Here is a 13,854-nt window from a genome sequence, read left to right on the forward strand (position 1 = left end):
ATGCCAGAGGATATCGCCCAAACAGCCGTTGCAATGCCTGCCGAACCTGAAAAACTGTCGGCCTGGGACCCCATCAAGGTCCCTGTGTTCCGCATGCTGTGGAGCACCTGGCTGGTCGCCAACACCTGCATGTGGATGAACGATGTCGCGGCCGCCTGGTTGATGACCTCCATGACGACTTCGCCGATCTGGGTGGCGCTGGTGCAGTCGGCCTCCACCCTGCCGGTGTTCCTGCTCGGCCTGCCCAGCGGCGCGCTGGCCGACATACTGGACCGCAGGCGTTATTTCATCATGACGCAGTTCTGGGTTGCGGCGGTGGCCACCTTGCTGTGCGTCACCGTCATCTCGGGCGTCATGACACCGCCGCTGCTGCTGGCGCTGACCTTTGCCAACGGTATCGGCCTAGCCATGCGCTGGCCGGTGTTTTCAGCCATCGTGCCGGAACTCGTCAAGCGCTCACACCTGCCTGCCGCGCTGGCGCTCAACGGCGTGGCCATGAATGCCTCGCGCATCATCGGCCCGCTGCTGGCCGGCGCGCTGATTGCCAGCGCGGGCACCGAATACGTGTTTGTGCTCAATGCCGTGCTCTCGGTTATTTCGGGCCTGGTCATCATGCGCTGGCGCCGCAACCATGTGCCCAGCCCGCTGGGCCGGGAGCGGCTGGTCAGCGCCATGCGCGTGGGGCTGCAGTTTGTGCGCCAATCCAGCCGCCTGCGGGCCGTGCTGCTGCAGGTGTCGCTGTTCTTTTTTCATTCGACGGCCCTGCTTGCCCTGCTGCCCCTGGTGGCGCGCAACATGCATGGCGGTGACGCCGGTACCTTCACGCTGCTGCTGGCCTCCATGGGCATAGGCGCCATTGTTGCCGCGCTGAACCTGGCGCGGCTGCGCCAGCTGATGCCGCGCGACACCCTGGTGTTGCGCTCGACCATCGCACAATCACTGTCCACCGCCGTTGTGGCGTTTGCACCGAATATCTATGTCGCGGTCCCGGCCATGCTGCTCAACGGCGCGGCCTGGATTAGCTGCGCCAATTCGCTCAGCGTGTCGGCCCAGCTGTCGCTGCCCGACTGGGTGCGCGCGCGCGGCATGTCCATGTACCAGATGTCCATCATGGGTGCCAGCGCCCTGGGCGCCGCCCTGTGGGGCCAGATCGCCACCATGACCAGCATTGCCGTCGGCCTGCTGGTTGCGGCAGTGAGCGGCACCGCCGCCATGCTGCTGGCCCAGCGACGTATCGTGGACCTGAGCATTGAAGAAGACCTGACGCCTTCACGCGAATTCAAGGTGCCTGTGCCTCATGCGCCGCCTGGCGCAGGCAATGTGGTTGTGACCATTGAATACCTGATAGACCCGGCGCGCAGCGACGGTTTCCACGCCTTGATGCAGGAAAGCCGCCGCAGCCGCCTGCGCCAGGGCGCGCTGGAGTGGGAGCTGCTGCGCGACATAGGCCATCCCGGCCGCTACCTGGAGCAGATCACCGACGAGTCATGGACGGAACACCTGCGGCGCTTTGACCGCGTGACGGCCAGCGACGTGACGCTGCGCGAACGCAAGCTGGCTTTCCATATCGGGGAAGAGCCGCCCGTCGTTCGCCGCTGCGTCATCGAAGACCTGGTGAGAAGTTAACGTCAGGCTTTTAATGCCGCGGCGTAACGCTCGTAGCCGCGCGCACGCAGTTCGCAGGCGGGGCATTTGCCGCAGCCGTAACCCCAGGGCTGGCGGTGCGTGCGGTCCCCCAGGTAGCAGGTATGGGTGTGCTCCACAATCAGCTCCACCAGGTCCTGGCCGCCCAGCGAATGCGCCAGCCGCCAGGTGTCGGCCTTGTCTATCCACATCAGCGGCGTTTCAATCAGGAAACGCTTGTCCATGCCCAGCGACAGGGCCAGCTGCATGGCCTTGATGGTGTCATCGCGGCAATCCGGGTAGCCTGAGAAATCGGTTTCACAAACACCGGTGACCAGCACCTGCAGGTCACGCCGGTAGGCCAGCGCCGCCGCCAGCGTCAAAAACAGCAGGTTGCGCCCCGGCACAAAGGTGTTGGGCAGTCCCGAGCTTTCCATCCTGAAGGCGACATCACGCGTCAGCGATGTGTCGCTGACCTGCCCTAGTACCGCCAGGTCCAGCAGGTGGTCTTCGCCCAGCTTGTGGGCCCAGTGCGGAAAGCGCGCCTTGATTTCGCGCAACACATTCAGCCGCGCCTCCAGCTCCACCACGTGGCGCTGGCCGTAGTCAAACGCCACGGTTTCAACACGCTCGTATTTGGAGAGCGCCTGGGCCAGGCAGGTGGTGGAGTCCTGCCCACCGGAAAATAAAACGAGTGCTGAGGTATGCATGCTGAGGCCCTTTCTTTCTTGACCCCAATTAGACCAAACACCGGCATCCCGGCAACGCGCCAGGGGAATCAACAGTCAGCAGGAAAAGCGAAAAGTTTGCATCGGCCTGACCCCGAAGACAGGCGCTGCCGTCAAAGCAGGCCAATATCCCTGGCCTTGATCCCCGAAAAAACCTGCTCATTCTGCACAGCGCTCAAACCATATTGCCGGGCAAACAAACCCGCCAGTACGGCCCGGTAATCGTTGAGCACCTGGAAGTCGCGGTTCTGGAACAGCGTGGATTGATCCACCTTTACCTGGTCGCCCGCGACCTTGCCGCCGCGTACGCTACCGCCCAATACCCAGTAGGCGGTGCCGTGGCCGTGGTCAGTGCCACGATTGCCGTTCTGGCGGAAGGTGCGGCCGAACTCACTGACCACAACAACCGTGGTGTTCTTCCACATGGTGCCCATCTCCTGTGAGAAACCGAGCAAACCTCGGCCAAGTTCGTCAAAACGGCCGGCGAGGTAGCCGCTGGCGCCGCCCTGGTTCACGTGGGTGTCCCAGCCGCCCACATCCACAAAACCTATGCTGTAGCGGTCTTTCATCAGGCGTGCAATGCGCCTGGCCTCAAGCTCGAAACCTTTGGCTGAGACAGCATTGCGGTTGGCGGCATCCATCTCGGTTTTCATGTCCTGCATGACCTCGTCGCGCACGGTAAAACCTTCGTTGACCGTGGCGGCCAGCGGCGTGTTGCCATACATGGCGGCGATGATGCTGCTCTGGCGGTTGTCGACCGAAGGCCTGGACACCGACTTGAGCGCCGTGTTGGGCACGCGTGTGCTGCCCTGAAAGATCAGCGGCAACTGATCGGTAAAGGACATGGCTTCTGCGTCGCGCAGCGTGGACGCCAGCCGGTTGAGAAAACCCGAGCGGTAGTTTTTGCTCTGGTCCAACGGCTGGCCCAGCTCAATGCTGTCCTGTGTTTCGAAATGGCTGCGCGAGGTGTCCGGCGTGCCGGCAAAGGGCACAAATGCCGCCTCGCCGCTTTTGAACATGGGGTAAATGGTCTCGCGCAGCGCGGGGTGCAGGCCCCAGTCAGCGTTGAGCGGCAGGGCCGAATCCAGTTCTGTCGACGGTTTTGCAATGGCAATGTTGGGCCGCGACTCGTAGTAAAAGCTGCTGCTCACGGGCACCAGCAGGTTGGCCGCGTCGTAACCGCCGCGCAAAAACACGATGAGCAAACGCGGCTGGTTGCCCTGCGCCGTGCCGGCGGCAAAAAGCTGCCCGCCGGCCATGGCGAGGCCGGAGGCGGTGAGGGACTGGACGAAGTGACGGCGTTGCATGGGGACTCCTTGCACGTTGGCTTGCCTGGCGATCTCAGCGCGTCATCATCTCCGGCGATGACAGCAAAAAGGTGTTCCACTCCTGCGGGGACGCGGCCTGGTCCAGCGCCTTGCGTGTGCCCGGGCTCAGGGTGCGGGCAATGGACTGGTAGTACAGCGCGTTGCTCAGCTGTGGAAATGCGGCGCGCTCTACCGGCTGCGGGCCCTCGGACCTGAACAGCCCTGCATTGCCCGTACCGATCGCCTTGGCGATTTCAAAACGCGTGGCCATCTGGCCGGGGCTGGCCCATGCGGCCTCATTCAACGGATAGCCGTCAGGTGTCTGGCGGCCATAGAGGGGTTCACCCATCCGGTTGAGCCAGTTCAGGATGGGTCCCGCGTTGAGTATGACCTTGTCGTCGTAGGCCATGCGCACGGCGGAGATGACGTAACGCATCGGGTCCTTGAACTTGCGTCCTGCGCCTTGTCCAAACTCGGGTGCGGTGAACATGGTTTTAAGCGTCTCGGCAATGTCGCCATCGGTGCGCTGGAAAGTCTGGCCCATGCGTTCGACCAGGGCCCTGGGCGGCTCGTCAGCCAGCCAGTATTGCGCCAGCTTGCGGCTGATAAACGTGGCAGTGGCGGGCTGGCGCGCCAGGCGGTCAAGTGCTTCGTCTACCTCGGCCAAACCCTTTGCATGCAAGGGTTGGCCAAGCAATTGCTTGGGGCCAAAGTCGTGCCGCGCAGGGTTGAACTCAAACAGGCCGCGACGCACGTAATAGCCCTGCAGGTCGGGTTTGAGGTTTGGGTTGTTTGGCTGCAGGTTGACGCCCACGCCGGTCAGCACGCGGGCCAGTTCCTGCACGTCGCGCTGGCTGTAGCCCGAGCCCACACCCAGCGTGTGCAACTCCATCAGCTCGCGCGCAAAGTTTTCATTGATGCGGCCGGATGCGTTTTGCTCGTTGTCCAGGTAACGCAGCATGACCGGATGAAAGGCCACGGCCTTGAGCAGGTCGCGGAACTTGCCGAGTGCACGCGGCCGGATGGCGCTGTCTTCGTAATCGGCCAGCATGGGGCGGATATTGCTTTTGTACTGAAAGACGCTGAAATGGTTGAGCCAGAACCATGTCATCTGCTCCTGCACCTGGTTGGGTGAATACAGGTCGCGCAGGATGTGGCGCGTGGCGGCTTCGCGGCCGAGGCGGTTCAGCTCCTGCTGGTAGCTTTGCTGCGCGGCCTTTTTAGCTTCGTCATCGGTCAGCGCGTTGGCGTCCTTGTTGCGCTGCTCCAGTTCCTGCACCAGCACAACCATGGGGCGCTGGCTGATGGTCATGGCCTGTATTTGTGTATTGACGGCTTCGGGCAGGCGGGCTGCCGGTGGATGCAGTTGCTGCGTCAGGTAGGCGTCAAAACCCTTGTTTGCATTGGCATCCACCGCAGAAGGTGAAGCGCCCCAGGTGAGCCGGTTAAGCCATTTGTAGCCGTCGCCGTTTGCCGCAACGGGCGCTGCCGAAGTAACCATGCCACCACCGGGCAGAGGGCCTGTGGCGGCGCATCCCGACAAGGCAAGCAGAAGCACCAGCCGCGTCCAGTGTGCAGGATGTGACGTGCGTGAAAGGCAGTAAGTTTTCATGGCCGAATAATTTGAATTCAGTTTGCCTGTTCCCAACGCGGCAGACCAATGCCGGGACGACCTGAAAAGCCCGCTCACACAAATAACTGCAAATCCTGTGGGAGCGCCAATGGCGGGGCATGTAAAGTTCCGCGAAGACCCTGCCGCCAAGCCCTTCGGGTCAGGTTCTGCTCAGTTTTCGGCGAGGCATCCTGCCCTCATCCAGCGCAAGGCAGAGTGCGCCGGTGACCGCATCGGGCCTACTGGTCCACGCGCTCAACCGCGGGCATGCCCCAGGCACCATTCAGTGCGGCTGGCTTGGGCCAGTACAGGCGCGCGTTCAGCAAAAATGGCTTGCCTGATTTGACGGGCAGCCAGTTTTTGGTTTTGTCGCCTGCGGGCGCTTCAGCCTGCATCCACAGGTCCAGCGATCCGTCGGGGTTGTAGACCAGCGGGTCGCGATCGCCCAGGGCGTAACGGTGCAGCGGGTTGTCGATAAAAAAGTTGTCGCTGCCGTAGGCGGTGATGGACCAGAAGGCATTCACGGGCGGCAGTTCCGTGGCCTTGAAATGCAGGCGGTAGCTGCGGCTGCCGTCCAGTGCCTGCCCGCTGCCGTCAACAGCGGTATTGGGATACGTCGCGTCCGCCGGCAGGTTGGCGCCCAGCCCTATCATGGCCACAACGGCGCGGGCGTTGTAGAACGTGCCGTAGTTGCCCAGGATGGCCGGCGGGGTAGACCAGCCCCGCACCAGGTCGCGCGGCTTTTTAAGTTCCTTTGCCACCGTGAAGTCGGCAAGCCAGCGGCCCAGAGCTATCGCCCAGCGGTCCAGCGTGCTCCAGTTGGGCGCCTGGCCGGCCGTGACACCGATGCGTGAGAGTTTGACCAGCATGGGGCCATCTGCCGCAGCCGGGGGATTGCCCACCATCAGCATGGCAAGCCGTGTAAAAAAAGTTTCCACGCCCATCGCCCGCATCTGTTCAACCGGCGGTACGGGTTTGACGGCCGCCGCCTGCCACGCCACGACAGGCGCCGGTTTACCGGCCTGCCATTCCGCAAGGGACCGCAAACTGATGCCATCCTGCAGGCCATGCACCGCCGGGTAGTCGGCTGCGCCGTTGGTCTGGGTACGCCCTATCAGCCAGACCATCTGCGTGGGTGATCGCAGCAACGTCAGGCCCTGCGGCACCTGGCCAGTCCAGTCGCGGCCGGCCAGCAGGAAGCGCCCGCCTGCCGTCCCGGTGGTGCGCGTGCCCGGCGCCGCAAAAACATTTGTCCAGGCATCCATAAAGGGCATGACCTCGTAACGCTTGTCGTTGGCGCTCATCTCGAACACCCAGGGGCCTCGGGCCATGTCGATAAAACCGCTGGTGTACAGCGTATCGACGTTGGGCCTGACCACGTCCCTGAAGCTGGCATCGGGGAACTGGCGCACCCTGTGCAGGGTGTTTTCCGGGGCCAGCGTCAATGCGGCATTGGCCCGGGTGGCGTCCATGATCACCAGGGGGTAACCAAAGATGTAGCCCTCCGCACCCAGCAGGATCTGCTCGCCCTTGGTGTACAGGACACCGGCGATGAGCACGCAAGGCACCAGCAGGATGAGCAACACACGCTTCAGGCGTTTAAGCCGGCTGGCCGGTGACAAGGTTGATTTTTTCATGGCGATGTTTATCAAGGCCCGGGGGCCAAAAGGACCGTGCGAAAACCCAGGTGGCTGGCGCCCAGGTCATCATCCTGCGGCTGGCGTGCGCCGGAGCGGTAACGCATGCAGTAGTCGGGCGAGCACAGGTAAGAGCCGCCCTTGATGACACGCTGCGCGGCAGTGCCTGGTCCCATGCCGCGCGGCACCTGGTCGGGCGGGCCGTCACCGGAATCACCGTGACCGGGTTTATAGGCGTCAGATGTCAGCTCCCACGCATTGCCGATCATGTCGAACAGGCCCAATGCGTTGGGCGCATAGCACCCCACAGGCGCCAGCCCCAGGAAGCCGTCTTCCGCCGAGTTCACCACCGGAAAAATCCCCTGCCAGGTGTTGGCATCCCTGGGTTGATCGTGGTCCTTTGCAGCCTGCGTCTGGCCCGCACGGGCGGCCCATTCCCATTGCGCCTCGCTGGGCAATGCGCGGCCCTTCCATTTTGCATAGGCCTTGGCATCCGCAAAAGTCACGGCCACGACGGGAAACGACTCATGCCCGTCCAGGCTGGTGGCCGGACCACCGGGATGGCGCCAGCTGGCGCCCGGCACATAACGCCACCATTGGGCAGGGCTACCCTGGGTATTGACCTCGCGCGGCATCACAAACACGACCGCGCCGGGCTTGCGCATATCGGGCGGCAGGCCGGCGTACAACTTGGGGTCGGGCCCGCGCTCGGCTTCGGTGATGTAGTTCGTGGCCTTTACAAATTCGGCGAACTCGGCATTGGTGACTTCGGTACGGTCCATCCAGAAGCCTGAAACGCTGACCTTGCGCAGCGGCAGCTCTTCCGGGTAAACCGTGTCGCCCAGTTCAAAGCTGCCACCGGGCACCCACACCATGCCGGGGTGCAGATCCTGCGCGGTTTGTGCAGGCAATGCGCAAGACGTGGCCTCGGCCACCTGACGTTTTGCGACAGGCTGGCCCTGCGCACCCCACCCCATCCATGCCCCCACCAGAAGAGTCAGCCCCACAAGGGCAGCCCCCAGGCTCCAGAAGATTTTTATTTTTCGCGCAGGCATTGGCTTGGTACAGGCTTTTTTTTCAGTGTTCGCCGCCAAAGCGCTTGATCAGGTTGGCGATGTATTTCTCAACCAGTTTTTCGTTTTCACCCACAACGACAGGCGTGACAATGCCCTTCATCAGGCTGGGCAGCGGCACTTCGAGCTTGCCGCTGATTTTCAGCACCAGGTGGGTGAACTTCTTTTTGTCCGTGATCGTCCAGCTACCGCCGACCTGGGCATTGCCTTCACCCACAACAGGCGTCCAGACCACCGTGCCCTTCTTCTTGTCGGCCACGTAGCGCGATGCATAAACGGTCTGGATGTTCATTTGCGCAGTGCCCACTTTTTCCATTTCCCAGCGGTAGGCCTGATCGCCCAGATCCACCAGCTGGTGCACCTTGGGGAAATGGCTGGCCGAAGCCGGCACGTCCGACAGGACTTCAAATACCTCGGGCGCGAGGGCGTTGACTTCAAACTCATACGCCAGGTCAAAAGGAACGGTAATGGCCATGTGGTGCTCCGCTGAATTAAAGGAAACGGCTGGAAAGCGCTGTCAACAGCGCTGCAAGCCGGTCTCAGTTATACCAATAGGTGTATTCGTCTTCTGGGGTCTGCTTCTGGTCCAGCGTTTTGTCGATCGCAATCGGCATTTCGATAAAGGACGGCCAAAGCGGCGGCGGCATTTTGGCGTGATGCGCCTGCAATTCGGCTTTTAACTCCGCCAGCTTTTGCGGCTGCGTTGCCGCGAGGTTGGTCTTTTCGGTCGGGTCCTTGCTGAGGTCAAAGAGCCAGTCCTTTTTGGGCTTTTCCGAAACAATCAGTTTCCATCCCTTGTCCTGCACAGTGCGGTACGGGCCGTCACGCCAGAACAATGGCCTCTGGGGTTGGGGCGCGGCATTCCTGCCCAGAAAGGGCAGCAGGTTGACACCGTCTATCACCCGGTCCGTCGGCAGGCTGCCACCCGCCGCCGCAACCACGGTAGGCAGGATATCGATGTTGGACACCGGCTGCTGGTAACGCGTGCCCGCCGGGATATGGCCCGGCCACTTGGCCACATAAGGCACCCGCACACCACCTTCGAACTGCGTCAGCTTCCAGCCGCGGTAGGGTTTGTTGACATCGGGAATGCCGATGTAACCCGGCGCACCGTTGTCGCTGGTGAAGATGACGATGGTGTTGTCATCCAGCCCCTCATCACGCAAGGTCTGGAGCACACGGCCCACACTGCGGTCCACCGACTTCACCATGGCCGCATACACGCGGCGCCTGTGATCGGGGATATTGGCCAATGCGTCGTAGTCGGCTTTGCTGGCCTGCAGCGGCGTGTGCACGCCCCAGTGCGCCAGGTACATGAAGAAGGGCTGGTTCCTGTTGCGCTTGATCGCGGTCACCGCCTCGTCCGTGAAATAGTCGGTCAGGTACTTGCTCGGCTCAAACCATTTGCCGCCGTTGTAACTGACGCCAAAACGCATGTTGGGCCACAGGAATTTGTCGATAGGGTCGAAGTCCTGTTTTGCGTTGACGACATTGGCATCCTTCTCCGGCAGGTAAAGCCCGCTTTCCATGAACAGGCTCTCGTCGAAACCCTGGTTGTTCGGCCGCATCTCTGGCGTGCTGCCCAGATGCCATTTGCCGATATGGATGTTGTGGTAACCACGCGCCTTGAGCAGCTCGGCCACGGTCTGCTCGGACGCAGGCATGCCGAGATCGTTGAAGTTTTTGGCCGCGCGGGCTTTCTGGTCGTCAACAATGACCTGGTGCGGACTGTTCGGGTTGAAATACAGTTCGCCCGCGACCCGGGCCATGGCGCCCGGCGTGGGCGTGAACTCCACACCGAAACGCCATGGATAACGCCCGGTCATCAGCGCTGCGCGCGACACAGTGCACACAGCGGCGCCCGCGTAGCCCTGGTCGAAGCGCACACCGTCGCGGGCAATGGAGTCTATGTTCGGTGTGGGCACGCCCTGCTGGGCATAACCGCCGCCGTAGGTCGTGACATCGTTAAAACCCATGTCATCGGCGAGGATCACGATGATGTTGGGCGGGCGCTGTGCCACGGGCTTGTCCGCTGTTGCAGGCCCCGTCGCCCAGGGCACCGGATGGTTGGCATCACGCGGATGCATGATGTCGGTGTACCAGCCCAGTGAATATTGCAGGAGGTAGATCCGGTTGGCATAGGCCAGGGCTGTCAGGCCCGCGACAACCACTGCAGTGGTGATCAGGGCGGTGCGAATTTTCATTGATTTTTCTCACGTCTATGGATTCAGGGCCTGGGCTTGCCACCTGCGGCACGCAGCATCTTCTGGGCGGTTTCAACGCCGGCATTCTGGTTCTGCCCCGTCACAAGACGGCCATCCACAACGGTGAGGTTGGCAAAAGGCTCCAGGGCGGCACTGGCGCTTTCGAACAGGGCGCCCGCTGCCCTGAGCTCACGCTCGGGGTGCTGCGGCGTGATGGTGATGCCCAGCTGCTTGACCTGCCGATTGGTGACCGCCGTCAGGCGCTTGCCCTTGACCAGGGGTTCACCATTCGTTTCCGTGGCCAGCAGCAGGCCCAGCGGCCCGTGACAAACGCCACCAATCACCTTGCCTGCGGCCCAGGCCTGCGTGATCTTCTGGCCCAACACAGAGGAAGTGCCGAGGTCATAGGCGGCGCCCCAACCGCCCGCCAGGAAGATGATGTCGTACTGGCTGAAGTCCAGCGCGTCTATCCTGCTGGAAGCCTTGACCTTGGCCTGGAAGGTTTCATCCTTGAGGTAGCGCTTGTCGGAAGGCGCCGCGAGAAACCAGCGGAAAGAGTCCGGCTCGATCGGTATTTCCCCGCCACGGATGCTGGCCAGGTCCACCTGCATGCCGGCATCCAGGAAGGCGTAATAAGGCGCCGTCATTTCCGAGCCAAAAACGCCGGTGGCCTTGCCGCCCTCCCCCAGCGTCGCATGGCTGGTCGTGATGACCAATGCGCGGCCGCCCGGCAAGGTGTAGAGCTGGCCAGGGTATGCCGGATGAAGCCCGAACGCCCGGAGCAAGGCCGGCAAGCCAAGCCAGAGAAACAGCACAAGCACTACCGCGATGGTCAAAACCACGTACATAAAACGTCCCTGAGAAAAAAAGTTGCGTTCAGCCCGCCTGCCCAAGCACGGTGTATTGCGCCGCGTTGTCGCGCAGCCACTGCCCCGACAGGCCCGCATCATGCTGGCGCGGATGAAAGTCGGGCGAGAAGTAATCGCGCCACAGGCCGTAATTGCCGCGCACCATGCCGTCCCTGGCAAACAGCAGCCTGGCACCACTGCGCCAGGTGCCCCAGCTGAACAGGCTGCCGTCGTGCCAAAGGTTGCGCACCGTCTGGCGCAGCACATCGGTCAGGAACACGACGGTGATGTAGCGGAAGATACGGATGCGCCACTCGTGGTTGCCGCTCATCGCCTGGTAGATGTCAAAGGCAGTGCTGCGGTGCTCGGACTCTTCGGCGCTGTGCCAGAGCCACAAGGTCTGCAGGCGCGGCTCAGCACCTTCAAGTGCCTCGGGGTGGCGCAGCATCCAGTCGGCAAAGATGGCCGTGAAATGTTCGGTCGCGGCCGTGGCGGCAACATGCATGCGGGGGTCGCGATGGGCATTGGCTTCCAGACGCTTGCGGGCCCGGCGTTCTATTTCATTGCGGTAGCCAAGTTTTTCCAGGTGGCCGTTGAACAAAAAATGAATACGCCTGTGCGTGGCTTCCTGGCCGACAAAACCCTGTACCTCGGTGGCGTACTTTTCCTGCACGGATTCAGGCAGGGTTTTCAGGCCGTCGCGCACCGAGTCGATAAAGTACTGCTCGCCCACCGGGAAACTCATGGACAAGGCGCTGAAAAAAGCGGAGCGAAACGCATCGCCGCCGTTCCAGCGCCCCGGAATGGGCGTCGTCAGGTCGATCAGGAGGCGTCTTACAACAAGGTCTGTCATGTTTTCTCCTGTCAGGCGCGCTCGCGCAGTTCGCGCCGCAAGATCTTGCCGACATTGCTTTTCGGCAGCTCCGCCAAAAAGTCAATCTCGCGCGGCATCTTGTAGGCCGTAAGGTTCTCACGGCAGTGTTTGAGAATAATTTCTTCTGTCAACGTTGGCGTCTTCTTGACCACATACAGCTTGACCAGCTCACCGCTGCCCTGGCTGGGCTTGCCGACGGCCGCAACCTCAAGCACATCGGGATGCATCATCACCACCTCCTCGATTTCGTTCGGGTAGACGTTAAAGCCCGAGACCAGGATCATGTCCTTCAGGCGGTCCACCAGCTTGAAGAAGCCATTGTGATCCATCACTGCCACATCGCCAGTGCGCAGAAAGCCGTCTTCGGTCATCACGGCAGCGGTTTCGCCGGGCCGGTTCCAGTAGCCCTGCATCACTTGCGGGCCGCGCACACACAATTCGCCGGCTTCGCCAGGGGCAAGCTCACGGCCTTCGGCATCACGAATGGAAACCTCCGTCGACGGCAGCGGCAGGCCAATGCTGCCGTTGAACGCCTTGACATCAAGGGGGTTGACGGTCACGGTGGGCGAGCACTCTGTGAGGCCATAACCCTCCACAAGCGGCGCACCGGTAATCTGCTGCCAGCGTTCCGCAACCGGGCGCTGCACGGCTGCACCGCCGCCAATGGCAAAACGCAGTTTGCTGAAATCAATCTTTGCGAAATCCGGGTCGTTAACCAGCCCGTTGAAAAGCGTGTTCACTGCGGGCAGGGAAACAAAGCGGTGCTGGCTTAACACCTTTACAAAGGCCGGGATATTGCGCGGGTCGGCCACCAGCACATTGGTGCCGCCCATCCCCACAAAACCCAGGCACGAACCAAGCGCGAAGACGTGGTACAGCGGAATGGCTGTGATGCTGACCAGCGTTTCGCTTTTGTCCAGGAAAGGATCGCTCCAGGCCTGCCCCTGCCTGGCATTGGCAAGGACGTTGAGATGCGTCAGCATCGCCCCCTTGGAAACCCCCGTCGTGCCGCCGGTGTACTGTAAAAAGGCCAGGTCCTGCGGCTTGATGTCGACGGGTGTGAAAACGGCGCAAGCGCCGCGCGACAGCATGTCGGAATAGCTGACGCTGCCGGGCAGTTCGTAGGGAGGCACCAGCCTTTTCACCTTGCGGACAAGGAAGTTGCCCAGCACCCGTTTGGGCCAGGGCATCATGTCCGCCAGGCCGGTGACGACAACATGCCGGACCGCCGTCCTGTCAATGACTTTGGCCAGCGTGTGCGCAAACATGTCAACGATGACCATGGCCTCGGCACCCGAATCCCTGAGCTGATGCTCCAGCTCGCGCGGGGTGTACATGGGATTGACGTTAACCACCACATAACCCGCACGCAGCAGGCCGAACAGGCAGACCGGGTATTGCAGCAGGTTGGGCATCATCAGCGCGACCCGGGTGCCCTTGGGCAGGCGCAGGACAGACTGAAAGTAGGCCGCCACCCGCCGGCTCAGGCCGTCGAGCTCGGCATAGGTGATGGCCACACCGGTGGACCCGCTGACAAACGCGTCACGATCAGCGTACAGCGCTACCGCTTCGTCCAGATACGAGGCAATGGATCGCAGCGCACTGACATCAATTTCGGCAGGCACGCCGGCTGAATAGCTTTTAAGCCAGATTTTTTCCATGGTCTTGCGGGTAGGGATATGGCTTGCTGTCCGGCCTGTTCACGGCATCCATCGGCAGCAGCGAAAAGCATCAATACACAAGTGTACTGTATTGATGTAACGGCCGGCTGTCAAATGCCGCAGGCTGCAGAGCCGATGACAGCCATGTGGCCGCCTGGCCGCTGTTCTTGACAGTGGATTACGCACTCAATACACTTATGTATTGAAAATTTCCAAACAGGACTGCCAGGCAAAAGAAGCTCCTTTCTGCGAGGCGATGAGCCGGGACACGCCACTTTCAATACGCC

11 protein-coding genes are annotated in these 13,854 nt (G+C 61.8%); 1 reads left to right on the plus strand and 10 read right to left on the minus strand.

Annotated elements, in window-relative coordinates; translation table 11 throughout:
• Nucleotides 1-33 precede the first annotated feature (33 nt).
• Entirely contained in the window at nucleotides 34-1,626 is a 1,593-nt protein-coding gene (locus ACFQND_RS15650; protein WP_371434873.1) for an MFS transporter, read from the plus strand.
• Nucleotides 1,627-1,628: 2 nt separating this feature from the next.
• Here ACFQND_RS15650 and queC read toward each other — a convergent pair whose 3' ends face one another.
• The 10 genes from queC to ACFQND_RS15700 all read right to left on the minus strand — a co-directional run bounded on the left by queC (nucleotide 1,629) and on the right by ACFQND_RS15700 (nucleotide 13,567).
• Nucleotides 1,629-2,333 carry a 7-cyano-7-deazaguanine synthase QueC gene (queC, locus tag ACFQND_RS15655; protein WP_371434834.1) on the minus strand — a complete coding sequence of 235 codons (705 nt, stop codon included), beginning with the start codon at nucleotides 2,331-2,333 and terminating at the stop codon, nucleotides 1,629-1,631.
• Between the two features lie 131 nt (nucleotides 2,334-2,464).
• A complete protein-coding gene (locus ACFQND_RS15660; protein ID WP_371434833.1) occupies nucleotides 2,465-3,658 on the minus strand; it encodes a DUF1501 domain-containing protein in 1,194 nt (397 codons plus the stop codon).
• A 34-nt stretch (nucleotides 3,659-3,692) separates the two neighbouring features.
• Entirely contained in the window at nucleotides 3,693-5,270 is a 1,578-nt protein-coding gene (locus ACFQND_RS15665; RefSeq protein WP_371434832.1) for a DUF1800 domain-containing protein, read from the minus strand.
• A 239-nt stretch (nucleotides 5,271-5,509) separates the two neighbouring features.
• A complete protein-coding gene (locus ACFQND_RS15670; protein ID WP_371434831.1) occupies nucleotides 5,510-6,907 on the minus strand; it encodes a DUF1254 domain-containing protein in 1,398 nt (465 codons plus the stop codon).
• A gap of 11 nt (nucleotides 6,908-6,918) precedes the next feature.
• The gene (locus ACFQND_RS15675) at nucleotides 6,919-7,962 is read right to left on the minus strand and encodes a formylglycine-generating enzyme family protein (protein WP_371434830.1); all 1,044 of its coding nucleotides are present in this window, start codon (nucleotides 7,960-7,962) and stop codon (nucleotides 6,919-6,921) included.
• A gap of 22 nt (nucleotides 7,963-7,984) precedes the next feature.
• The gene (locus tag ACFQND_RS15680; protein WP_371434829.1) at nucleotides 7,985-8,455 is read right to left on the minus strand and encodes an SRPBCC family protein; all 471 of its coding nucleotides are present in this window, start codon (nucleotides 8,453-8,455) and stop codon (nucleotides 7,985-7,987) included.
• Nucleotides 8,456-8,519: 64 nt separating this feature from the next.
• Nucleotides 8,520-10,184, minus strand: a complete 1,665-nt coding sequence (locus tag ACFQND_RS15685; RefSeq protein WP_371434828.1) for a sulfatase — start codon at nucleotides 10,182-10,184, stop codon at nucleotides 8,520-8,522.
• A 23-nt stretch (nucleotides 10,185-10,207) separates the two neighbouring features.
• Nucleotides 10,208-11,032, minus strand: coding sequence for a type 1 glutamine amidotransferase domain-containing protein (locus ACFQND_RS15690; RefSeq protein WP_371434827.1), 825 nt, complete (start codon nucleotides 11,030-11,032; stop codon nucleotides 10,208-10,210).
• A gap of 28 nt (nucleotides 11,033-11,060) precedes the next feature.
• On the minus strand, nucleotides 11,061-11,885 hold the full coding sequence (locus ACFQND_RS15695; protein WP_371434826.1) for a metal-dependent hydrolase: 825 nt from the start codon (nucleotides 11,883-11,885) through the stop codon (nucleotides 11,061-11,063).
• An 11-nt stretch (nucleotides 11,886-11,896) separates the two neighbouring features.
• Nucleotides 11,897-13,567 carry an AMP-binding protein gene (locus tag ACFQND_RS15700; protein WP_371434825.1) on the minus strand — a complete coding sequence of 557 codons (1,671 nt, stop codon included), beginning with the start codon at nucleotides 13,565-13,567 and terminating at the stop codon, nucleotides 11,897-11,899.
• Nucleotides 13,568-13,854 lie beyond the last annotated feature (287 nt).

The organism is Polaromonas aquatica (assembly GCF_042659145.1).
Classification (GTDB): Bacteria; Pseudomonadota; Gammaproteobacteria; order Burkholderiales; family Burkholderiaceae_C; genus Polaromonas; species Polaromonas aquatica.